This is a genomic window from Pseudomonas syringae, from assembly GCF_021606685.1.
Classification (GTDB): domain Bacteria; phylum Pseudomonadota; class Gammaproteobacteria; order Pseudomonadales; family Pseudomonadaceae; genus Aquipseudomonas; species Aquipseudomonas syringae_R.
Map to the genome: position 1 here is coordinate 1 of NZ_WKCB01000013.1, position 23610 is coordinate 23610.

Sequence of the window (23610 nt, forward strand, 5' to 3'; positions counted from 1 at the left end):
GTTGCCCCCGGGGGGCTTTGTGGGCGCGGGGCCTTCCCCGATTTGGGCGGCGTGGCCCCAAAAAAAAAAGCGGGAGCGCTGCGCACTCCAGCGCGGGCAAGCCCGCTCGCCACGAATGCCCGTTCGCGTCCGACTAATCAGTGCCAAGTGCCGATTCCGGCACAAGCATTGCTTTATCCATTCATCTGCCCGGATTCAGGAGCAATCGTTACCCCCCGACCCAGAGCCGACCCCATAAGAAAGTAAGGACCAGGTCTGTTGGCACCCTCAGCCACAGGCTCATAAAAAAATGCGTTTTTTAAAGCGGCAGTGCCACTCCGCGCACCCCTCGGCACTGACAAGGTACTGGAATGGCTCGATCTTTCTTTGATGAAATGAATCACGCAAACGGCGAGTGCCGTGCGCACTATCAGGATTTCTCCCGCTGGCTGGCCAACACGCCGCCGGAACTGCTGGCCCAGCGTCGTCGCGAAGCTGATCTGCTGTTCCATCGCGCGGGGATCACCTTCACCCTCTACGGCGACGAACAAGACACCGAGCGCCTGATCCCCTTCGACATCATCCCGCGCAGCATCCCCGCCAGTGAATGGAGCGTGATCGAACGCGGCTGTATCCAGCGCGTGAATGCGCTGAACATGTTCCTCGCCGACATCTACCACGACCAGCGCATCATCAAGGCCGGGATCATTCCGGCGGACCAGGTGCTGGGCAACGAGGGTTACCAGAAGGCCATGGTCGGCCTGGACCTGCACCGCGACATCTACTCGCACATCTCCGGGGTGGACCTGGTGCGCGATGGCGACGGCACCTATTACGTGCTCGAAGACAACCTGCGCACCCCCAGCGGCGTGAGCTACATGCTCGAAGACCGCAAGATGATGATGCGCCTGTTCCCCGAAGTGTTCGCCAAGCAGCGCATCGCGCCGGTGGACCACTACCCCAACCTGCTGCTCAAGACCCTGAAAAGCTCGAGTCGCCTGGACAACCCCAATGTGGTGGTGCTGACCCCAGGGCGCTTTAACAGTGCGTTTTTCGAGCACGCGTTCCTGGCCCGGGAAATGGGCGTGGAACTGGTGGAAGGCGCCGACCTGTTCGTGCACGACCTCAAGGTCTTCATGCGCACCACCGACGGCCCCAAGCCGGTCGACGTGATTTATCGGCGGATCGACGACGCCTTCCTCGACCCCAAAGCCTTCAACCCCGACTCCATGCTTGGCGTGCCCGGCCTGGTAGCCGCCTACTGCGCGGGCAATGTAGTGCTCGCCAACGCCATCGGCACCGGCGTGGCCGATGACAAATCGATCTACCCCTACGTGCCGGCGATGATCAAGTTTTACCTGGATGAAGAACCCATCCTGCAAAACGTACCGACCTTCCAGTGCCGCAAGCCCGATGAGCTGTCCCATGTGCTGGCCAACCTGGCAGACCTGGTGGTCAAGGAAACCCAGGGCTCCGGCGGCTACGGCATGCTGGTCGGCCCGGCGTCCACGGCCGCCGAGATCGAAGACTTCCGCCAACGCATCAAGGCGCGCCCCCACGCGTACATTGCGCAACCAACCCTGAGCCTGTCCACCTGCCCCACCTTTGTCGAAAACGGCATCGCGCCCCGGCACATTGACCTGCGGCCCTTCGTGCTCTCGGGCAAGGAAACCCGCCTGGTGCCCGGCGGCCTGACGCGGGTGGCCCTGCGTGAAGGCTCGTTGATCGTCAACTCGTCCCAAGGCGGCGGAACCAAGGACACCTGGGTGGTGGAGGGCTGAGTATGTTGAGTAGAACCGCAGCAGATCTGTACTGGATGTCGCGTTACCTGGAGCGCGCCGAGAACCTGGCGCGCATGCTTGAAGTCAGTTACTCGCTGTCCTTGATGCCCCAGGCCGGGCGCAGCGATGGCCTGGATGAACTGGCAATGTCGTTGCTCAGCAGCGGCACCCTGGACAGCTACCTGGAACGTCACCAGACACTGGATGCCGAGCGCATGCTGCATTTCTTCGCCCTCGACGAAGAAAACCCCGCGAGCATCTACAACTGCCTGCGCGCTGCACGGGGCAATGCCCATGCCGTGCGTGGGCGTATCACTGCCGACATGTGGGAAAACCTCAACGCCACCTGGCTGGAAATGCGCAGCATCGCCGCCGGCGGCCTGGCGCGGCATGGCATCAGTCACTTCTGTGATTGGGTCAAGCAGCGTTCGCACCTGTTCCGTGGCGCCACGTCCGGCACCATCATGCGCAATGACGCCTACCGGTTTATTCGCCTGGGTACCTTTGTCGAGCGCGCGGACAATACCTTGCGCCTGCTGGATGCGCGCTATGAGATGTTCGGCGAGGAATCTGAAGAGGTCAGCGACCTGTCGGCACGCGGTTACTATCAGTGGAGCGCCCTGCTGCGCGCGTTATCGTCGTTTGAGGCCTACACCGAGCTGTACCCGAATGCGCTGAACGCGCGCTCGGTGTCGGAACTGCTGTTGTTGCGCAGCGATGTACCGCGTTCGTTGCACGCGTGCATCGAGGAGTTGAGTCACATCCTCGCAGACCTGCCCGGCAGCTACGGGCGTGAGGCGCAGCGCTTGGCGGCGGAATTCGAGGCACGGCTGAGGTATACGGGGATCGACGAGATTCTCGAAGACGGCCTGCACAGCCGCCTGACGGAATTTATCGACACCGTACGCGAGCTGGCGCGGGCCATACACAGCTCCTACCTGGAAGTGGTCTAAGGCACACAGCCGCGCGATATGGGGGGCGCAGCGTTCGCCGGGTGGACTGACCCGGCCACGGCGCCAGGTTTACCTTTTTCCTAGAAACGCGAGCATCAGCGCGTTGACCTGCGCCCCCTGCTCGTTCTGGATCCAGTGACCGCAGTTGGGCAGCACATGCTGCTCAAGGTGCGGCACCGAATCGGGCATGCGCTTGAGGGTGTGGGCTTCAAACACACCGACGGGGTCGCGGTCACCGATCAGGAACAGCGTGGGTTGCATGACCTGGCGGCCGGCGAGGCATTCGGTGCGCTGCCAGTTGCGCTCGAAGTTGCGGTACCAGTTCAACGGGCCGCGAAACCCGTGCTTGGCGAATGTCTGCAGGTAAACGTCGAGGTCCTCGCGTGAACACCAGGACGGCAACGCGTCAGGCGGTGAGGTGCCTTCCAGCAAGCGCGCACTGGCTGGTTTCTGCTGCAAAAACACGTCCTGGTCCTGCATGAACAGGCGCAGCGTGCGTTCGATATCGGCATTCAATTCCCGCTCGGCCACGCCCGGTTCCTGAAAATACACGATGTAATTGAAACGATCGGCGTACAGCTCGCGCAGGATCTCGATCACCGGTCGGCGCGCCCGCCCGGCAAACGGCACCGACATCGTGATCAGCCGCGTCACCCGCTCAGGCTCGAGCAACGCCAGGTGCCACGCCACCACGGCGCCCCAGTCATGGCCAACCATTACAACCTGTGCATGGCCAAAATGGTCCATGGCCTGCTGGATATCGGCACACAGCGTCAGCAGGTCGTAGTCGGCGACTGCAGCCGGCGAACTCGATTGCCCATAACCGCGCATCTGTGGGGCGAACACCCGATAACCCGCTGCGGTCAGCGCCGGAATCTGCTCGCGCCAAGAGTGCCAGCACTCCGGGAAGCCATGGAGCAGCCAGATCGGTTGGCCGTGCTCCGGGCCCGCGACGTGGATGCAGAGCTCAATACCGTTGACAGCCAGGGTGTGCGCGATCGAGTGGCTCATGGGCGTAGCCTGTATGAAGGTTTTGCCTAGCCTGCGTGATTCGCTGCACAGGCACCAGCATCATTGATGCCAGGAATAACTCAATCAACCACCCACCAACGTGGCAGCAACTGGCGCACCCGCGCTTCGCCGAAGCGGTCGTCGATCAGCATCACCACGCCCTGGTCCTGCTGGCTGCGGATCACCCTGCCGGCTGCCTGCACGACTTTCTGCACGCCGGGGTACAGATAGGTGTAGTCATAGCCGGCGCCGAAAACGGCGCCCATGCGCGCCTTCATCTGCTCGTTGACCGGATTCAGTTGCGGCAAGCCCAGGGTGGCGATAAACGCGCCGATCAGGCGCGCACCGGGCAGGTCGATACCTTCGCCAAACGCACCGCCGAGCACGGCAAAGCCGATGCCCTGGCTGTGCTCGGTGAACTGGTCGAGAAAGCCCTGGCGCTCAACCTCGGCCATGCCGCGCGATTGCAGCCACAGCGCGATCTGCGGGTGGCGCTCGGCCAACAATTGCGCCACCTGTTGCAGGTAATCAAAGCTTGAGAAAAACGCCAGGTAGTTACCCGGCTGGCGGCTGAACTGCTGGGCGATCAGCTCGACAATCGGCGCCAACGAAGCCTCGCGATGCACAAAGCGTGTCGAGATCTGATCGACGATGCGCACCTGCAGTTGTTCGGCCTTGAACGGCGATTCGACATCGATCCAGGCAGTGTCCGGCGGCAGGCCCAGCAGGTCGGCGTAGTAATGGCGCGGGCTGAGCGTGGCGGAGAACAGCACGCAGCTGCGGGCCGCCGTCAGGCGTGGGCGAATGAACTCGGCGGGCACCACGTTGCGCAGGCACAGGGTTGAACTGCTGCGCTTGCCACTGAACTGGCGCTTGCTGATATCAAAGATGAAGTGCTCATTGAACAGCTCGGCGACCTTGGCAAATTGCAGCGCTTCAAAATAGAAGGCCTGCAGGTCCCCCGCCAACGCCTCGGGGTGGTCATTGAAGTAGTCGCCCATCGCGCCGGTGCACAGACTCAGGGCCTGCAACAGTTTTTCCGGGCGGGTGGCGTAGGCCTGGTACGGCGCCAGTTGATCCTTGTGCAGCGCGTTCCATTCGCGGTTCAGGCGCTGCAAGGGCTTCTTCAGCGGCTCGGGGGCGCTCTCGCGCAGGGTTTTGAGGCTGTATTGGTCAAGGCTGGCGCTGTACATCGAACGCGCGCGCTCCACCAGGTTATGGGCCTCGTCCACCAGCACCGCGGCGCGCCATAGGTTGAGCTGGGCCAGGCCGAACAGCATGGCGCCAAAGTCGAAGTAATAGTTGTAGTCGGCGACCACCAGGTCAGCCCAGCGCGCCATTTCCTGGCTCAAGTAATAGGGGCACACGTCATGGGCCAAGGCCACGTCACGCAGGTTGCGCTGGTCGAGCAGGCGCAGCCGGGACGCAGCGACGCGCGCGGCGGGCAAACGATCGTAGAAACCCTTGGCCAAGGGGCAGGACTCGCCGTGACAGGCTTTGTCCGGGTGTTCGCAGGCCTTGTCGCGCGCCACCAGTTCCAGGACGCGCAATGGCAGGTCGGGGCTGCTGCTGAACAGCACCTGCGCGGCATCAAGGGCGAGTTTGCGCCCGGGGGTCTTGGCCGTGAGGAAGAACATTTTGTCCAGTTGCTGGGGCGCCAGGGCCTTGAGCAGCGCAAAGATTGTGCCGATGGTTTTACCAATCCCCGTGGGTGCTTGCGCCATCAGGCAGCGGCCGGTGGTGACGGCCTTGTACACCGACTCGGCCAGCGCGCGCTGGCCGGGACGAAAGTCGGCATGGGGGAAGCCCAAGGTTTGCGCGGCACGGTTGCGCGCGGCGCGGTGCGCCATCTCCTGCTCGGCCCAGCCGAGGAACAGCGCGCATTGCTGGTTGAAGAAGGGCTCCAGCTCGGCGGCCGTAAAGGGCTGGCTGAGCACGGTCTCGCCTTCGCCGACGATATCGAAGTACACCAGCGCCAGGTTGATGTGCGTGAGGCCGAGCGTGCGGCACATCAACCAACCGTACACCTTGACCTGGGCCCAATGCAGTTGCCGATGGTTGGCGGGCTGCGCAGCGAGGTCACCACGGTAAGTCTTGACCTCCTCCAGGCGGTTGGCGTCCGGGTCGTAGCCGTCTGCCCTGCCCCGCACCCGCAGTTGCTGGTAGTCGCCTTCCAGGCTCACTTCATGCTGATAGTGAGCGCTGCGCCGCGAGGCCACGGTGCGATGGCCAATGATGCCTTCCTGAGCGCTGGGCGACGGCGTAAAACGCAGGTCCAGATCGCCCACCTTGGCGGTGAACTCACAGAGCGCGCGTACGGCTACGGTGTAGCTCAAGCGCTTTGCTCCGCCCAGCGCACATAGCAGACGGTGACCGGCATCTGGTATTCGCCGCAGAACTCCAGCCAACGCAGCTGGTTGTCTTGCAAACGGTCGCCCGGGCCCTTGACCTCGATCATGCGGTAGGTTTTTTGCGCTGGCCAGAACTGGATCAGGTCGGGCATGCCCGCGCGGTTGGCGCGAATATCCAACAACAGTCGCTCGAACCAGTAACGCAGGTGTTCGGCAGGCAAGCAGTCCAGGGCCTGTTCCAGCAGCTCTTCGCTGAGCAGGTTCCAGAACACGAAAGGCGACTGGATGGCCCACTTCTCGCGGTAACGTTGGCGAATCGTGGCCTTGTAGCGCTCACCCTGCAGTTGCTCGAAGCACGCGGCAAACAGCGGCGCGCGGCGTTGGTGGAAGTCTGCGCTGTGCAGGTCCGCCGGCCCGCGCTGGAACGGGTGGAAAAACGCACCCGGCAACGGCGCAAAAATCGCCTCCCAGCACAACAGGCCGAAGAGTGAATTGATCAGGCCGTTCTCCACGTAGTGCACCGGCGCGTCGGGCTCGCCGAGGTGCGCCTGCACGCAGTACTCCACCGACATCAGCGGCTCGGGCGGGGTCAGTTCCAGGTCGAGGCGCGTGACGGCGCGCGGTGTGGCCTTGGGCACGGCCGGTTCGCCGAGTTTGCGCCGCAGGCGCGGCAACACCCGCAGCAGGTGCTGCTGCTCGGCGGCGCTTTCCGGCGCCTGTTGCGCCGCGCTTGCCAGGGCCATGGCCTGGGCGTAATCCTCCTTGCGCTCCAGCACGCGGATCAGCCGTGCGCGGGCGCCGGGGTAAGCGCAGGCGCGGTAGATCTGCTGCGCCAGGTCCAGCTCGGCGCTGCGCTCACAATACTGACCGATCTGAAACAGCAGCTTGGCCCGGCGCTTTTCCAGCCAGGGGTTGTCGGTGTGCAGCGTCTCGACCCGCGCCAGCACGTCCTCCAGCGGCTCGCCGCTTTCGAAGCCTTGCTGGCACTGGTGCAAAAACAGGTAGCCGTGCACGTCCTCTCGGCTGCGCAGGCCGCGGGACTCAGCGCAGAACTCGACCTTTTCATAGGTGTAGATGCCCAGGTCAGCCAGCACGAACTCAGACCAGTCCTGATGCAGGTTGCCGAAGAACATCAGGCGCAGCCGGTCGCACAGCTCCATCACGCTGAGGCTGTAGAGCGTGTCGGCAATCTCGGGGCACCACTGGGCAAAACTGCGCGGTTCGGTGAACTGCGCGGCCAGGCCCTCCAGCCAGTCAGCCTTGTTGCCCCTCGGCTGGTCGATCCAGGGCCTGAAGGCCGCGAGCAGCTCGCCTTTTTGCAGCAAGGCGCACAACGCTTCAACGCCGAGCAAACAGTGCGCGTCCACCCAACCAAGTTCCAGCAGCGGGCCGACAGCGGCGTGGGGGCAACCGATCTCCAGGTAGCTGAGCTTACCCGCGCGAAAATGCACGCCCTTGCGCATCACCATGCGCACCAACAGCGCCTGGGACGCTTGCGGCAACCTGTCAAATTGCTGAATGAAATGCACTTCATCGGGGTCGAGCAAATCTGCATAGCGTTGCCCCAGCCAATGCAGGACCTGGCGGAAGTTATGCAGGTAATAGAGCGGGTCGTCGAGGGGATTGGCCATGGTACGCATTGATCAAATACTGGTTATGCATACAGAGTGCCGTCGCCACCGCACTGTTGCAATCGGTAATAGATAAATGGCGCAGGCAACTTTCTGCATAAAAGTGATCAGATGGGGGAGTCGATGGCGTAACATTTGTGGCCCGCGCCTCTGGGACGGGATTTTTCAAGGTTAAAGGTAAGGGTTATGAACATGAAGAATTTGGGTCTGCCACTGGTTGCACTCACTTTTCTGCTGATGGCCGGTTGCGCGACGCAAACCGTAGTGACGCTGCAAAATGGCACGCAGTATTTGACCAAGGATTCGCCAAAAACCAAATCCGCCGATGGCTTCTACGAGTTCACCGACATTGCCGGCAAGCGCATCCGCGTGAAGGCCGATGACGTGGCCACGGTGCGTAAGGAAGACTGATTTTTGGCGACAAATACCTGATAAATGTGGGAGCAGGCGTGCTCCCACCTGTTTATTTGCATTGCAGTCATCAACCGATGACTACCTCGCCCGACACCCCGCTCACCCCAACCAACGTCACCGAATCCGCGCCAACACTGATCACCGTGTCCCCGGCGTGTTCACGGTAGACCACACTCCCCTGCACCTCCTTGAACACTAGCGTGTCGGTCGGCTGATAGCCGATTACGCGATCCTGGCCAAAATGCCCGCTGAACAGGAAGGTGTTATGCCCGCTGCTGTCGCGGATCGTGTCATTGCCCTTGCCGCCCTCGATAAAGTCCACGCCCTTGCCTCCCTGGATCAAGTCGTTGCCGTCACTGCCGACGATAAAGGTAGGGCCCTTGTGCGGCTCGGCATTGCGGTTGAGGTCCTGCACCCAGGTGTTGGCTCGGGCCGGGTCGGACAGGTTGGCAACGATAATCGTCGAGTCGCGGGTCATCTGCTCATAGAACCCGGAGGCCAGGATGCGCGTCATGCCGTCGCCGTAGCCGGTAGGCAAATGCGAAATCCAGGTCGGCAGGTTGGTGATGGAGAACGGCAGCACATTCCACAGCGTCGACGCGTAGTGGTCGTTGAAGCTGACAATATTGTCGGTGGTCGAGGCATGGGGCGTGTCGTGCACGCCCAGGGATGACCAGTTGAAGGAAGAACCATCCAGCGCGCGAAACACCGGGTCGTTTTCATAGCCGACATTCAGGACTTTGTCGCCGGCGCTCTGGGTCGGCGAGGCGTAGGCCACATAGTGGGCATCTTTGTAGAACCCTGCCCATTGACTCGCGCTCAAGTCGGCCATGCTGTTGACCGCCAAGCCGCCCAGGCTGTGCCCGCTGACCAGCACGTCCGCACCGCTCAGGCCGTGGGCGGCGGCATGGGCGGCGACGTTTTTGAGCAAGCCGCCGAAGGCTTCACCGGCGTAATTCTTCGCATAATCCTTGGGCCCCAGCGCTGCGAGCAAATCGCTGACCAGGTCGCCGACGGAATCGCTGATCAAACTTTCCCGTGGGCCGGAGGTGCCTCGAAAGCCAATGCCGATTTCCAACAGTTTGCCCGCGTCATCGTACTTGCCCAGCACTTCGACCTGGGCCGTGGTGTAGCCAGCCTTTTCGCCCAAGAACGTGCCCCTGGCGTCAACCTTGCCGGCATAGCCCAGGGCGTCGGCACTGATGGGCGTCCAGCCAGCTTTTTGCACGGCCTCCAGGGCGGCCTTTTCCGAATCGGGGTTCCAGGGGATGCCCGGAATCACGCCCTGTGAGTCGCTGCTGCCCAGCAGCGCCCCGACCAGCGTGGCCGGCAGCCCCAGGCCCAAGCCATTGTGCTGGTAGCCCACGGCAAAGCCGTTATCCAGGTTGTGGTAGGTATACAAGGTGATCGCCATGGCATCGGCGAACAACACTTTGGAGCCCTCAGCCCCGAGGTTTTTATAATCGAACACACCCATGGTATTGCCTCTCTGTTGTTGATGTTGTCGAGGAAGCGAATCACTGCTGTGCGGGGCCAAACGCCTCGTCCACCTTGGCCAGGTCGGTGTCGCGCAAATTGCCGGCGTAGTAATGCAACTTGGTCCAGGCCATCAAATAGTCGTAGCGCGCCTGGGCCAGGTCGCGGCGGGTGCTGTAGAGCTGCTGTTCGGCATTCAACGCGTCGAGGTTGACGCGCTCGCCACCAAGGATGCTTTGTTGGGTCGACACCACCAGCGCCTCTGCCGACGTCAACGCCTTCTGATACGCGCGTAACTTGCTAACCCCAGACAGGCACGCGCTGAACTGCCGGCGCAGCTCGATCAGGGTTTCGCGGGTCTTGCCTTCCAGCTCGTACTCGGCCTGCTCCATCGCCCGGCTGGCCTGGCGGGTAGAGGCCGAGATGCCGCCACCGGCGTACAACGGCAGGCTGACTTCGACGCCAATGGTATTGGTGTCATAGCGCTGGTTATAGGTGTTGCCGCTGTCGGACTCTTGCTGGCGCGAGCTGGCATACGCCGTGACCTTGGGCAAATGCCCGGCGCGGTTGCGTTCTACCTCATAACGCGCCACTTCCAGGGCTTGGCGTTGGGAGGCCAGGGTGGGGTTATTGCTGATCGCCAACTCATGCCAGGTGTCGTAGTTGGCCGGGGTCAAGGTGAACGCGGCGAAGCCCTGGTTCAGCGGCGCCAGGTCGTTGATGTTGACGCTTTGCACGCCGATCAAGGCGCCCAGTTCGCGCAGTGAGGCGTCCTGCTCATCCAGGGCCTCGATCTCTTCGGCGCTGGCCAGCTCATAACGCGACTCGGCTTCGAGGATATCGGTACGAGTGCCCTCGCCTTGCCGGAACAGGTGCTGGTTCTGCTGGAATTGCTGTTCAAAGGCTTTCTTCTTGGCGCGGGCAATGTCGATTTGATCCTGGGCAAACAGCGCCTGGGTGTAATAGGTAAGCACCCGCACCAGCAGGGCCTGGCTCTTGTCGCGAAAGCTTTCATCGGCGAACAGCGCCTGGGCCACGCCCTTGCGGTAGTTGGCGTAGGCCTCGTAGTCAAACAACGGCTGTTGCAGGCTGAAAGTCGAGCCGTAGCTGTTGTAGTTGCGGTCGTCGTGGTAACTGCCGCCGCGGCCGTCGGGCAAGGTGGCCTGGGAATTGTTGCGACCCTTGTTGTAGTTGTAGGAGAGCTTGGGCAGCAAGCCGGCGCGGCCGATGGCGCGATTTTCCAGGCCCGCGTCACGCTCCTTGATGGCGCCCAGAAACACCGGATCGTTACGCAAGGCCTGCTCATACACATCGAACGGGCCCATGGCCGCCTGGGCGTTGGCGCTGATCAGCAACACCGCGATGAACACTGGTTTCATGTTCATTCCTCGGTCAACGCGGAGTTGGCGCGATCCAGCAGCGGCTTGAACAGGTAGTTGAGCAACGAGCGCTCGCCGGTACGCACGAACATCTCGGCAGGCATGCCCGGCTTAACCACCAGGCCATGCAGTTGCTCCAGCGCCGCCGCGCTGACCGTGGTGCGCAGCACGTAATACGGCGCGCCGGTTTTCTCATCGAGCATCTGGTCGGCAGCAATCAGGCTGACCTCCCCCGGCACGCGCGGCGTACGGCTCTGATTGAACGCGGTGAACAGGATATCGACAGGCAAGTGCGTGCCAACCTTGTCGACCAAATGCACCGGCAAATGCCCTTCGACTTCCAGCTGCGTGCCCTGAGGCACGATCTCCAGCAGGGTTTCACCGGCGCGCACCACGGCACCGACGGTATGCACGCTGAGGTTGACCGCGATACCGTCGGCTGGCGCATTGATTTCGCTGTGTTGCAGCTCGAACCCGGCCGAGGTCAGTTGCTGTTCCAGGGTCAGGCTGCGTAACTGCGCATCGGCGAGCTGGCTGCGTACTTCCTTTTGATACTCCTCGCTGTGCTGCTGCAATTTCAGACGCGACTCGAGGATGCCCTGCTCCACCCTTCCGCTTTCGCCGGTGTTCTGCGCCAGGTCCTGTTGCACCTGGGACAGCTGGCGCTGGTACTCCATCAGCCGGTTGCGCGGGATATAGCCGTTGTCGGCCAGGGGTTGCAGGTTGCTCAATTGCTCGCGCAGGGATTGGGCCTGGGCATTCAGGTCACTGCGGGCACGGCGCATGCCGCCGAGTTGCGCAGTGGCGCCGTCGATACTTGCGCGAATCCCCGCCTGTTCACGGGCAAAGGCTTCGCGGCGGCTGCTGAACAGCTGACGCTGGCCTTCCAGCACCAGGGCCAGGGCCGCGTCGGCATGCGTGCTCAGCTCGGCCGGAAACGTGATGGCCGAACGGTTGTCACGCTCGCTCTGCCAGCGCGCCACGCTGGCCCAGGCCATACGGTACTGGGCTTGCAGGGACTGCACGTCGGCCTGGTTGCGGGTCTGGTCAAGACGAAACACCGGTTGGCCCTGTTTAACCTGTTCGCCTTCTTTCACCAGAATCGCGCTGACGACGCCGGGGCTGAAGGTTTGCACGGCTTTGCGCTTGCCCGACACCACCACCGTGCCCTGTACCGCGATCCCCTGATCGAGGGGCGCCAGGCTGGCCCACAGGAAAAACCCACCGGCGCCGACCACCGTCAGCAGCCAGCCCATGCGCACAAAAAACCTTGCGTCGTGTTCTTTGAAACCGTCTTCAACCGTAATGCTGCTCATGCGCCTGGGTTCCTTCCCGCTTGATACTGACGACTGAAACTCACCCCGGTCTTCTCCTTGGGCGCCTCCTGCTGACCGGACAGCGCGCGCAGCACCTCCTGGCTCGGCCCGAATGCCTGCAAGCGCCCCTCATTGAGCACCAGCAACTTGTCGGCCTGGGCCAACGCCGAAGAACGATGGGTCACCAACACCACGCTGCTGCCCTGGGCTTTCATCTGCACGATGGCACTCGCCAGGGCGGCTTCGCCCACGGTGTCGAGGTTGGAATTGGGCTCATCCAGCACGATCAGCCGTGGCCCGCCGTACAGGGCACGCGCCAGGGCAACCCGTTGCTTCTGGCCGCCGGACAGGCCGCCGCCGTTATCGCCCAGCAACGTGTCGTAACCGTGCGGCAAGCGCAGGATCAACTCATGCACACCGGCTTGTTGCGCGGCCTGCACCACCTGCGCCGGGTCGGCCTCGCGAAAGCGCGCGATGTTGTCGGCGATGCTGCCGCTGAACAGCTCAATGTCCTGGGGCAAATAGCCGATGTAGGGGCCGAGGTCGTCGCGGTCCCAGCGATGGATGTCCGCGCCATCCAGGCGCACGGTGCCCGCCAGGGTCGGCCACACGCCCACCAGCACGCGGGCCAGGGTGGACTTGCCGGAACCCGAGGCGCCGAGCACGCCGAGCACTTCGCCGGCGCCCAGTTGAAAGCTGACCTGCTGCAGGGTTGCCATGCGCTGGCCGGGCGGGCCGGCGCTGACCTGTTCAAAATTGACCTGGCCTTTGGGCGCCGGCAATTTCATCTGCTCAACGTGCGGGGGAAACTCACGCAGCAAATCGTCCAGCCGCTGATAAGCCAGCTTGGCCGAACTCCATTGCTTCCATACCGCAATCAACTGGTCGATGGGGCTGAGCACCCGGCCCATCAGAATCGAACCGGCGATCATCATCCCGGCGGTCATATCGCCCCTGATCACCAGCAATGCACCCAACCCCAACACCAGTGATTGCAGGCACAGGCGCAGGGACTTGCTCAACGAGGTGATCACCGAGCCGGTGTCGCTGGCGGTGTTTTGCAGAGCGAGAAACTGCGAATGCACGGCAAACCAACGCTTGCGCAGCGCGCCAAGCATGCCCATGGCCTGGATGGTCTCGGCGTTGTGCAAATGGCTGGTGGCCAACTGGGTCGACTGCTGGGAGAAACCGCTGGCCTCGCCCAAGGGTTTTTTGGTCAGGTATTCGTTGAGGCACGCCAAGGCGATCAAGAGCACCGCCCCCGCCGTAGCCAGTACACCAAGCCACACGCTGAACAGAAAAATCACGAACAGGTAGATGGGAAACCACGGCGCATCAAAGAACGCGAACAGCGCAGGCCCGGTGATGAATTGGCGGATATGGGTCAAATCGCCCAGTGATTGCCCGGCGTGCCCCTGGCCGCGCTGCAGGTTGCGTTCAAAGGCGGCCTTGTACACGCGCAAGTTGAAACGCCGCTCCAACTGGCTGCCGATGCGGATCACGATAAAACTGCGGATGACTTCCAGCGTGCCGATAAACGCGAAGAACCCGACGACCATCAGCGTCAACATCACCAAGGTGGTTTCATTCTGCGAGGACAACACGCGGTCATACACTTGCAGCATGTAAATCGAGGGCACCAGCATCAACAGGTTAATTAACGCCGTAAAGCAACCAATGCTGATCAGAATGCTCTTGTATTCGCCCAGCGCCTTGAACAAGGGCGCCACGGCCTGGAACTTCGCCATATCTTTTGATCTTCTCTGAGCGAATGACGGGCAATAGTTACCCCAACCCCGATGACGGAGCGGCCAACTATTAAAATCGAGTTATCGGCTTATAACGAACAACTAAGGTGTGCGTTGCAATACAACGTCGAGGCCACTTGGCGTGCGACCTTTATATTCACCTTCTTTCTGCCGATTGAGGTGGGTAATCCCGCTGCCTTGGGCATTCATCAGCCAGATGCCATCGGGGGTCGGCTGCCAGCTCAGGGGGGTGTCGCCCAACCATTGCGCAGCACAGGCCACATCGCCGCCCAGCGCATTGGCCGGCTCCAGCAGGTCCAGCGCGCAGACCTGGTCAGCCTGGTGCAATTGCCAGTGCCCGGCCAATTGGGCGCTGGAGGGTAATACAAGACTGCTCGCCATTACGTGGGCTCCTGCCGACACGAACATCACCTGCACAACGCGGGCGATCACTTTGAAAAAACGCTGCATCTTCACGCTTACTCCCTAAAAGCGCGGCGCCGAAACGCCGCGCTCCTGCATCACGCCACGATGTCGCTGACCGCTGCCTGGCCTACGGTGGTGACGAGGAAATCCGCCACGCCGTGCCCGGAGAAGTCGACTGCCAAGGTGCCCAGGTTGGTACCCGCCGCGTAGGTCAGCACAGCATCGCCGGCATGCCCGGTGAAGGCATTGACGAAGGTCAGGCCCGCCCCCTTGGTGATGCCGGACAGGTCGATCTTGTCCGAACCCGAGGTAAAGTCAAAGATCTTGTCCGCCGCACCCGGCTTGGAGTCGGAACTGGCGCCGAACACAAAGGTGTCGTTGCCCGCGCCGCCCCACAACTGGTCGGCACCCCCGCCGCCGTAGATCAGGTCGTTGCCCGCGCCGCCCTTGATCACGTTGGCCGTGTTATTGCCGATGATCAGGTCATTGCCGGCACCGCCGAACGCATTCTCGATGGTCACGCCCTTGGCGATCGACACGTTGCCAACCAGGCCGCCAACGTCGGAGAACGAGGCCTCATTGAGGTTGATCTTCTGGTTCTGGGTAAACCCGGAAAAATCCAGAGTGTCGTTGCCACCGCCGTCCCACACCGAGAACACAAGCTTGTCGGCGTTGGAGCTGGCGCTGAGGAAATCCCGCCCGGTGTTGGAGTTGAAGCCGTAGGTGGTGTCGCCGGCGCGCGTGCTGTAGTTGGCGCCGTAGAGCTTCTGAATCGCCGCGATGTCGTCGATCAGCGGCCCGGACGCATAGGCCTCCACCCCGCCTTTACTGAAGTTCTGGTTGGTGTTGCTCTCGCTCCAGTAGCTCATCAGGCTGTAGCCGCGCGTGTCCTGTCCATAGGTCGCGTCGTTGTAGGTCGGGTTGCCGTTCCCGGCGTTGTAATCGCCAGGGTGGGCCAGGCCGAGGGTGTGCCCGATTTCGTGGGTTAAGGTCTGCCGGCCATAGTTGTTCAGGTCCGGCGTTTTGTTCGGCGTATAGCTGCTATTGGTCAGGTACCACGAGGTGCCGTCGTAGCCAGCGCCGGTACCTGGCAGGTAAGCGAAGGCAGCGGCGCCGTCCTGGCCGCTGCTGTAGTTGCCGAACGTCATGTGGCCATCGCCGCCGCTGGCTTTCTCGGTGAAGGCTACATTGGCCACATCCGCCCACGATTGCATGGCCAGGACTGCCTGCGCTTTTTGCTGAGCGGTGAACTGGCTGAAGCCCGAGATGCCATGTTTGTTCAGGGTGCTCGACGACGCCGAGGTCAGGAAGGTGTAGGTCAGGTCGATCTTGCCGTTGCCGTCAGCGTCACGGTAGGCGGCACCGTCGCGCAGCAGCTGGGTGGCCGCCTGGTCGACGGAGTAGGACGGTTTGCCATTGACCGTGAGGCTGCCGCCACGGTCGTACAGATGGCTGAAGCTATCGATTTGCGAGTAAGCGGTGCTGGCTTGCGCCGCTGACACGCTAGCGTTGTCTTTAACTTTTGACATAAACGTACTTCCTTGTTTGCAAGTGCATCAGTCTTTGATCGATAGGAACCCCGCGGGCGAGATCGTCCTATCACTCGCCTCTTTTGAAGGCGTAAGAAAACTGACACAACCTGAAATCATTCGTCTACCTCTATTTCCCCATGCAAAACAACCGCGCAAACAACTCAAAGATTTGCGAGGCCGTATCTATTGGGCGCACTTGCTTTTGTCCGACAAAAGCCAGCGACTCTTATTTGAATATTAAATAGCGGTAAAGCCAAAACAACTTGCGTGACCGACTTAGTTAATCGACCCGCTATATTGTCACGGTGTCATTGGCAATATTAAACAGCCAGTAGTTTAACTAATTAACCAGAGTTGTCCCCTATTGCCGGGGCAAACGCATAGGCTCGTGTGGCGAATGATCATGTGTGGCGAGCGGCTTGTGTGGCGAGCGGGCTTGCCCGCGTTGGGGCGCGAAGCGCCCCCATCCCAGCCAAATGCGGTGTATCAGATCAGCCTGGGCCATCCTGGGGCTGCTGCGCAGCCCAACGCGGGCAAGCCCGCTCGCCACAAAAATCGGCTGGTCACACAGGCCCACAATCAGTTGGCCACACAGAGACTCCAGTGTGGCTACCCACTCAACGACCGGTGCGAATGGTGTTCCATACCCGCGTACGGACTCGGTCGATGTTCAGCGGCATCGCCTCCAACGCAAACAGCTTGCCCATCATCTCGGGGCTCGGGTAAACCTTGGTGTCGGCCTTGATCGCAGGGTCGACCAGGCTGTCGGCGGCTTCGTTACCGTTGGCGTAATGCACGTAGTTGGTGATGCTGGCCATCACTTGCGGGCGCAACAGGTAGTTCATGAACGCATAACCGGCCTTTTCGTCAGGGGCGTCGGCGGGCATGGCGACCATGTCAAACCAGATAGCGGCGCCCTCCTTGGGAATGTTGTAGCCGATGTTCACGCCGTTCTTGGCTTCCTTGGCCCGGCTTTCAGCCTGCAGGATGTCGCCGGAGAAGCCGACCGCCACGCAGATATCACCGTTGGCGAGGTCCGCGGTGTATTTGGAGGAATGGAAGTACGCCACGTAAGGCCGCACTTTCATCAGCAGGTCTTGCGCTTTTTTATAGTCCTCGGGCTTCTTGCTATGGTGCGGCAAACCCAGGTAATTCAGGGCGGCCGGCAGCAGCTCCGGGCCGTTGTCGAGGATCGCCACGCCGCATTTCTGCAGCTTGGCCATGTTCTCTGGCTTGAAAATCAGGTCCCAGGAATCCACCGGTGCGTTGTCGCCCAATACCGCCTTGACCTTGTCGATGTTGTAACCAATGCCGGTGCTGCCCCACAGGTACGGAAAGCCATGGGCGTTGCCCGGGTCGTTGTTTTCCAAAGCCTTGAGCAGCACGGGGTTGAGGTTTTTCCAATTGGGCAACTGGCTCTTGTCGAGCTTTTTGAGCGCCCCGCCCTGGATCTGCCGGGCCATGAAATGGTTGGACGGGAACACCACGTCATAGCCCGATTTACCGGTCATCAACTTGCCGTCGAGGGTTTCGTTGCTGTCGTAGACGTCGTAAGTGAAACCGATGCCGGTTTCTTTCTGGAAGTTCTGCGTGGTGTCCGGCGCGATGTAGTCCGACCAGTTGTAGATTTTCACCGTCTCGGCGGCCTGGCTGACAGAGGCCACCAACATCAAGGGCAACAGGGCAATGGCTTTCATGGTTCGATTTCCTGGCGGTTTTAGGGCTGTTTTTATGGCAGGCGATCAAGGATCAAAGCGTTACAGGATCAATACGTAGGTCTTGCGCACCGTTTCCTGGATATCCCAGATTCCGGTGCTGTTGGCCGGCAACATCAGTGCATCACCGGCGTGTATATGAATGACTTCACCGTTGTCCGGGGTGAACGTGCAGCGGCCCTGGATAAAGTGGCAAAACTCCTGGGCGGTGATCTGCCGACGCCAGCGGCCAGGAGTGCACTCCCAGATGCCGGTTTCGACGCCGTCGTTGCGCTCGACGCTCAGGGTCGAGGCCACGGCGACGGGCTCGCCCAAGGGCACTGCCACCGGTGATGAGTCCGGCAGGTGGGCATTCAGCGTGTCTTTGAATTGAGTGATGCTCATGGGTTTTCCCGTGTGAATGGAACGATTTACTGCATGAAACCTTCCATGAACTGCGCCACGCCGGTTGCCAGCTTGCGGCGCCAGGGGGCGCTGTTGGGGTTGGCCAGTACCTGGTCTTCATGGACAAAACTGCGAATGATCGCGTTGTAGCCCAGCCAGCGGCAGGGCTCCGGCTCCCAGGCCTTGAGCGCATCCAGGCCGCGCTCGCGGATCACCCAGGGTTGCTCAACCAGCGGCGTGTCACGCTTCAGGATCAAGTCAGCCAGGGTGCGGCCACCCAGGTTCGTGGCGCCCACGCCCTCCCCGCCATAGCCGCCGGACAGCGCGATGCCGGTGGCGTGATCGCAGAGCATGTGCGGACGAAAATGCCGCGACATACCGAGGTTGCCGCCCCAGGAATGAGTAATCCGCACGTTCTTGAGCTGTGGGAAGAGTTCACCGAACAGATAGCGACGCAGCTCTACCTCGCTGTCGGTCAAATCGAAGTTATGCCGCAGCTTGCCGGCAAACTGGTAGCCGCCCCGGGCACCGAAGACCAGGCGATTATCGGCTGAACGTTGGCCATAGGTGACCTGGCGGCTACTTTCGCCAAACGCCTGGCCGTGGCTCAGGCCGATTTCATCCCAGGTGCTGGCGGGCAGCGGTTCCGTGGCGACAATCAGGCTTTGCACCGGCAACTGATACCGCCCCAAAGGCGGCAACGTCGCGGCATAGCCTTCCACGGCAGGCACCACCCAGGCGGCGCGCACACTGGCCTGGGCGGTACGCACACAGCCGGGCTGCCACTGGGTGACCGGGCTGCTTTCATAAATCCTCACGCCCATGCGCTCCACCACCCGTGCCAGGCCACGCACCAGCTTGGCCGGGTTGATCGTGGCGACATGGGGTGCATAGATACCGCCATAGGGCTTGGCGATGCGGATCTGTTCGGCCAGTTGCTGGGGGTTGAGCCAACGGTAGTCGGCTTGCGTCAAGCCTTGGGCATGGAGCTTGTCCAGATAGCGCCGCAAGCTGCCTTCCTGCTCCGGGTAACGCGCCGCGCAATACAACGCGCCGCCCTTGCGGTAGTCGCAGTCGATGCCTTCGCGGGCCAGCACCTGGGCGACTTCGTCGGGGATGGCGTGCAACAGGTCGAACGAGGCACGGCGCTGCTCGGGGGCCAGACCGGCGAGCAGGCGGTCTTCGCCCAGCAGGTTGCCCATCAGCCAGCCGCCGTTGCGGCCTGATGCGCCGAAGCCGGCGGTTTGCGCTTCGATAATCGCGATGTTCAGCTCAGGCGCCTGGCGTTTCAGGTAGTAGGCGGTCCACAGGCCGGTGTAGCCGGCGCCGATAATGGCCACGTCAACGTCCAGGTCATGCGCCAGCGACGGCCGCGCGTGCAGCGGGTCATCCAACTGGTCCATCCACAAACTGATACTGCGCCATGCCGGCATGCCAAGCTCCCCACCTCGTTACGATAGGGTCGATCCTAGAGCGCGATGTCAGGGGCTGTCTTGCGCGCGTGCACGCAGCGAAAGTTGTTTGACGTAGGCCTTGGGCGACTGGCCCGTGTGCTGGCGGAATGCGCTGTAGAACGCCGACAGCGAGTTGAAACCGGCGGCGAAGGCCAAGTCATCGATCTTGATCGGCGTCAACGCCTTATCCAGAGACGCCAGCAAGTGCTGGAGCCGGGCGTGGTTGACGTAGCGGTAGAAGCTCTGCCCCAACACTTGGTTCAGCAGGTAGGAAATCTGATTGCGGCTGTAGCCACATTCCCTGGAAACGCGTTGCAGGTCCAGCTCCGGGTCCAGATAAGGCTGCTTGAGTTCGAAGTAGTGCTGCAGGTCATTGGCCATATGCCCCAATTGCTGGGGCGACAGGCCCAGGCGGCTGACCGTGGGCCGCAGGGCCCGGGCGGGTTGCTCATGCACCAGGGAGGCGTATTCGTTGACCCGCCAGATCAGCCCGTCGCGCACGGTGATGGCTTCACTGGTGCGGAACGACACCAGCCCCTGGCTGCCGCGCAAAGTAATGCGGTACTGGATAAACGCCGTGTCGCCATCGGCGCGAATGCGGTCGGTGTGTTCAATCGCCTCATCGACCTCACGCGGCATGCTGGCGCGCAGGTACTCACGCAACTCGGCGTAACCGATGACGCGGTTCTGGAAAAAATCGTGGTACTGGATGTCCGGGTGGTAGTAGGACATCACGCCCTCAAGGTCGCGATGGCGCCAACACAGGTGGTGACGCAACACCAGCTCGCCCGTGGCTTGGGTGTGCTGGCAGTCGTCGTCAGGGGCGATGTCGGGCATGGAGGGCTCGGCGGCGGGTAAACCTTGGAGAGTGCCGAATTTTATCGGCGCATTCAATGGCTGTTTGGCTCGACTGACTAATGGCAATTTGCCTGATTTTGGGTAAGGCATGACCCATATCAAGTGAATCGAAAACAACCGCCGAACGGGGCGAAAAAAGTGCGCGTGGGCGTGCGCACGAATGCTATTTTGAATGCTTCGACGCCACGACCAGTGACGGTCCTGGCCCCTGCCGCGAGCTAAAGGAAGCGCTCAATGAACAAGGTGGGCAACATGAACAAAGTGACGTTCCCCAACGCCTGCCAGCTGATGCGCTGGCATTTTCATCCGATGGGTTTCGAAGGCAGCATGGATGCGCCGGGCAGTATGGTCGCCCGCCTGTTCGACCGCGCCAGCGGTGAAACCCTGATCGCGATTGCCGGCATCCCCTGCGCCACGGTAATGAACGCCGCCGACGTGGAGCGCATCATCGAGGCGGTCGAGGATGAGCTGGAGTCCTTTGTGCCGCCGTTGTCGTTGCGGGCCTGATCCAGTATCCAGTTAATGTGGGAAAGCAGTTGTGTGGGAGCGGGCTTGCTCGCGAATGCGGAGTTTCAGTCAAAACATTTATCACTGATACACCGCCTTCGCGAGCAAGCCCGCTCCCACACTTGATGCGTATTCAGTCGTTAGCCGCGTCTGTCGTCGAAAAACGCTTTCTTCCCATCGACCCGCTCCGACGCCTTGGGCACATTCACCGCCTGGCCTTCGGGCTTTTCCACATACCAATAGCAGTGGCTGACGGCGCGGGTGATACCGACGTACGCCAGGCGCAGTATTTCGTCCTTTTGCGCCGAGTCGTAGGGTTCGCTGTCACCGTCCTTGCCCAGACCTGCCATGCGATACACCTGGTTCTTGTAGGGCGAGCTGGTCATGTGTTGGCAATCGCCCAGCAGAAAAACCGCATCCGCTTGCAGGCCCTTGGCACTGTGATAGGTCAGCTGTTTCAACCGGCGCGCGCCAGGCGGCAAGCTAGAATCCACATTAACTACAGACTGAATATGCTCTTCAATCAACAACTTATCACTACTTTTTCGATACAACATTAATACCGAATCACCCTGCTGGTAGTGCTCCAGCAATTGCCGTCCCAGCGCTGCGTCATCACGCTCTTGCACCACCACCGGCACTAACGCCTTGGGCATGCCGCTGGCCTTGGCCTTTTTGCCAGGAATCGCCGGCGCAGCGCGCACAATATGTTCAGCCGCATCGATGATGTGCTGATGGCTACGGTAGTTCTCACCCAGCATCACGCGGGTGGTGCTCGGTGAAGGAAACTCCTTGTCGAAGGCCATGAAATACTTGGGCGAGCTGCCGCGCCAACCGTAGATTGACTGCCAGTCGTCCCCCACGCACAGCAACGAGGAGCGCTGTGCCCCACGGCCGACGTGCATCGCCGGGCCACGGCTGCGGATTTCGCGCAGGCTGGCGCGCAGCCACGAGACGATCTGCGGCGACACGTCCTGGAACTCATCGATCATCAGGTGCGACATCGGCCGCAGCAGTGGATCACTGAGCAACTTGAGGTTTTCAGGAGTATTTTCGCCAAACAGCGAGAACATCCGGTTATAGGTCATGATCGGCGGCGATTGATCGAGTAGGTGGTCTTCCAGGGCTTTCCAGAAGATGCTCAGGGCTTCAAAGAAGAATCGGTCAGGGTCGTCCTTGGCGAAGGTCATCTGGCCGACGGCGGTGGGCACGTCCAGCCCGAGGTTTTCGATAAACCCGGCAGCCATCACGAAACAGTCCAGCAGCGGCGCCGAAGCGAGTTCGCCTTTGACCTTGTAATCAAAGCCTGGCCCGGCGCTGGCATCCCCCGCCAAACTGCTTAAAAGCCGTCTTGATGACTCATAACTATCTAACCATATCAGTGGCTTACGGCAGAAAGCTTGAAACAACGTACGCTTTACTGCCCACTCCGCCCGTACCGACAGTTTTGCGTTGGGCCGACTGATCTGCGGGTTTTCCCGCGCATCGAAGCCCAGCACTACCCAAGCATCCAGCTCAGGGATGTAACCGTGACAGTGAAACTGCGCACCGTTGATCTCGAAGGCCTGGCGGCTGGGCTCGATGCCTTTGATCGGCCAGGCACCCGCTCTGAACCAGAGGTCTTCGATAACGTCGCAGAGTTCCTCATCACGCTTGGCGGCCAGTTCGGTCACGGCGACGCGCTTCTGCACGTCGGGGTGGTCACGCTCCACCTCTTTGAGCTGCATGCCCTGGCGCGCCAAGGGTGCAATCAGCTCACGGAACCGCGCATGGTGGCCGTGCAGCCGGTGATAACAGGCATTCATCTGCTGGCGCTGAGCATCGCCAATACGCAAGTCGAACGGGTTGCTGTCCGCCTCCTCGAAACCGGCACTGAGGTTCTCGAACGCCTGCAGGCGCTCGAAACCCGGCAGGCTGCGCACCATCGGCAGGATGCGCGAGTGAAAGGTGCGCACCACCGCCTGTGCTTCTTTAAGACCCAGGGGTTGGCCCCATAGGCTGAGAATCTCCATGAGCTTGTTGACGAAGTCTTTGCGCGACTCGCGGGTAAAGGTCACCACGGTCATCGAGCTCAACTCAAAGCCCAGGTAGTGGGTGAGCAACAAGATGCGCAGTACCAGCGAGGTGGATTTACCCGCACCGGCGCCGGCGATCACCGACGTAGAGGGTGTATCGCTGAAGATCATCTTCCACTGCGCGGCGCTGGGCTGGGCGTGGGCTGGCAACAACCGGCCGACATCCGCCTTGATGCGTTTTTTGATCTCGGCGCTCAGCGGCAGGCGCCAATCATCAAACAAGCTGTCGTCCACACTCGGCGCGCGGTGCTCCTCGGGGCGAAAGTCGCGAATCAGCAGGACTTGCCGCCCCTCCTCGATGCCCTCGGCCTTGCCCTCGCGATAACCGTACTCCACACCGGCTTCGTGACCACTGCGGAACCCGTCCGCCTGGCCATGCAACCAGGAAAACCGATGCTGCGCGCGCAGGCGGGTCAGCCCGTGGCCAAACAGGCGAGCGGCAAGGCGTTTGAGCAGCGGCATTTCTGCCAGGGGGCGCAGATCAGGGGGCAAATCAGGCTTCTGGTGCGGCACGCGGACTCCTGGGATGAGCTGGGTTTAAAACAGTGCGCCATGGTCGCCGGAATCGTCCTTGAGTTCCAGCCAATTGCTTTGCTGTCATGCAGTTAGGCGATGAAGTG

At 61.4% G+C, this 23610-nt stretch carries 18 protein-coding genes; 4 read left to right on the forward strand and 14 right to left on the reverse strand.

The features are described 5' to 3' along the window. Positions 1-350: 350 nt before the first annotated feature. Both GIW02_RS07695 and GIW02_RS07700 read left to right on the forward strand, forming a co-directional pair. Positions 351-1760 (forward strand): circularly permuted type 2 ATP-grasp protein, encoded by a 1410-nt coding sequence (locus GIW02_RS07695; protein ID WP_236421815.1) that lies wholly within the window; start codon positions 351-353, stop codon positions 1758-1760. Positions 1761-1762: 2 nt separating this feature from the next. Continuing rightward, the gene (locus GIW02_RS07700; protein ID WP_122717112.1) at positions 1763-2713 is read left to right on the forward strand and encodes an alpha-E domain-containing protein; all 951 of its coding nucleotides are present in this window, start codon (positions 1763-1765) and stop codon (positions 2711-2713) included. 69 nt (positions 2714-2782) lie between these two features. On the opposite strand, the gene GIW02_RS07705 is transcribed toward GIW02_RS07700, so the two are convergent. From GIW02_RS07705 to GIW02_RS07715, 3 genes are all read right to left on the reverse strand, one after another. Then, on the reverse strand, positions 2783-3724 hold the full coding sequence (locus GIW02_RS07705) for an alpha/beta hydrolase (RefSeq protein WP_236411920.1): 942 nt from the start codon (positions 3722-3724) through the stop codon (positions 2783-2785). A gap of 80 nt (positions 3725-3804) precedes the next feature. Further along, positions 3805-6060, reverse strand: a complete 2256-nt coding sequence (locus tag GIW02_RS07710; protein ID WP_236411921.1) for an ATP-dependent DNA helicase — start codon at positions 6058-6060, stop codon at positions 3805-3807. Beyond that, positions 6057-7706, reverse strand: a complete 1650-nt coding sequence (locus tag GIW02_RS07715; RefSeq protein ID WP_236411925.1) for a VRR-NUC domain-containing protein — start codon at positions 7704-7706, stop codon at positions 6057-6059. Before GIW02_RS07715 ends, GIW02_RS07710 begins: the two co-directional genes overlap by 4 nt. 186 nt (positions 7707-7892) lie before the next feature. On the opposite strand from GIW02_RS07715, the gene GIW02_RS07720 reads away from it, so the two are divergent. After that, positions 7893-8117, forward strand: a complete 225-nt coding sequence (locus tag GIW02_RS07720) for a YgdI/YgdR family lipoprotein (RefSeq protein WP_236411926.1) — start codon at positions 7893-7895, stop codon at positions 8115-8117. Between the two features lie 70 nt (positions 8118-8187). On the opposite strand, the gene GIW02_RS07725 is transcribed toward GIW02_RS07720, so the two are convergent. The 10 genes from GIW02_RS07725 to GIW02_RS07770 form a co-directional block, all read right to left on the reverse strand. Further along, positions 8188-9597, reverse strand: a complete 1410-nt coding sequence (locus GIW02_RS07725; RefSeq protein WP_236411927.1) for a polyurethane esterase — start codon at positions 9595-9597, stop codon at positions 8188-8190. Between the two features lie 40 nt (positions 9598-9637). Continuing rightward, entirely contained in the window at positions 9638-10975 is a 1338-nt protein-coding gene (locus GIW02_RS07730; protein ID WP_236411928.1) for a TolC family outer membrane protein, read from the reverse strand. A gap of 2 nt (positions 10976-10977) precedes the next feature. Beyond that, positions 10978-12291 (reverse strand): HlyD family type I secretion periplasmic adaptor subunit, encoded by a 1314-nt coding sequence (locus GIW02_RS07735; protein ID WP_236411929.1) that lies wholly within the window; start codon positions 12289-12291, stop codon positions 10978-10980. Continuing rightward, on the reverse strand, positions 12288-14039 hold the full coding sequence (locus GIW02_RS07740) for a type I secretion system permease/ATPase (protein ID WP_236411936.1): 1752 nt from the start codon (positions 14037-14039) through the stop codon (positions 12288-12290). Before GIW02_RS07740 ends, GIW02_RS07735 begins: the two co-directional genes overlap by 4 nt. A gap of 102 nt (positions 14040-14141) precedes the next feature. Next, the gene (locus GIW02_RS07745; protein ID WP_236411970.1) at positions 14142-14510 is read right to left on the reverse strand and encodes a protease inhibitor Inh/omp19 family protein; all 369 of its coding nucleotides are present in this window, start codon (positions 14508-14510) and stop codon (positions 14142-14144) included. Positions 14511-14560: 50 nt separating this feature from the next. After that, entirely contained in the window at positions 14561-15994 is a 1434-nt protein-coding gene (locus GIW02_RS07750) for a serralysin family metalloprotease (protein ID WP_236411939.1), read from the reverse strand. A gap of 620 nt (positions 15995-16614) precedes the next feature. Further along, on the reverse strand, positions 16615-17694 hold the full coding sequence (locus GIW02_RS07755; RefSeq protein ID WP_236411941.1) for a polyamine ABC transporter substrate-binding protein: 1080 nt from the start codon (positions 17692-17694) through the stop codon (positions 16615-16617). A gap of 60 nt (positions 17695-17754) precedes the next feature. Next, complete coding sequence (locus GIW02_RS07760; RefSeq protein WP_236411943.1) at positions 17755-18096, reverse strand: cupin domain-containing protein; 342 nt, start codon at positions 18094-18096, stop codon at positions 17755-17757. A 26-nt stretch (positions 18097-18122) separates the two neighbouring features. Further along, entirely contained in the window at positions 18123-19529 is a 1407-nt protein-coding gene (locus GIW02_RS07765; RefSeq protein WP_236411945.1) for an FAD-dependent oxidoreductase, read from the reverse strand. Between the two features lie 48 nt (positions 19530-19577). Continuing rightward, positions 19578-20387, reverse strand: coding sequence for a helix-turn-helix domain-containing protein (locus GIW02_RS07770; RefSeq protein ID WP_236411947.1), 810 nt, complete (start codon positions 20385-20387; stop codon positions 19578-19580). 255 nt (positions 20388-20642) lie between these two features. Between GIW02_RS07770 and GIW02_RS07775 the strand changes: the two genes are divergently transcribed. Continuing rightward, positions 20643-20915 carry a DUF1652 domain-containing protein gene (locus GIW02_RS07775; RefSeq protein WP_027605770.1) on the forward strand — a complete coding sequence of 91 codons (273 nt, stop codon included), beginning with the start codon at positions 20643-20645 and terminating at the stop codon, positions 20913-20915. Positions 20916-21055: 140 nt separating this feature from the next. Here the strand turns inward: GIW02_RS07775 and GIW02_RS07780 are convergent, their stop codons facing one another. Further along, on the reverse strand, positions 21056-23503 hold the full coding sequence (locus tag GIW02_RS07780) for a UvrD-helicase domain-containing protein (RefSeq protein WP_236411950.1): 2448 nt from the start codon (positions 23501-23503) through the stop codon (positions 21056-21058). Positions 23504-23610: the final 107 nt, after the last annotated feature.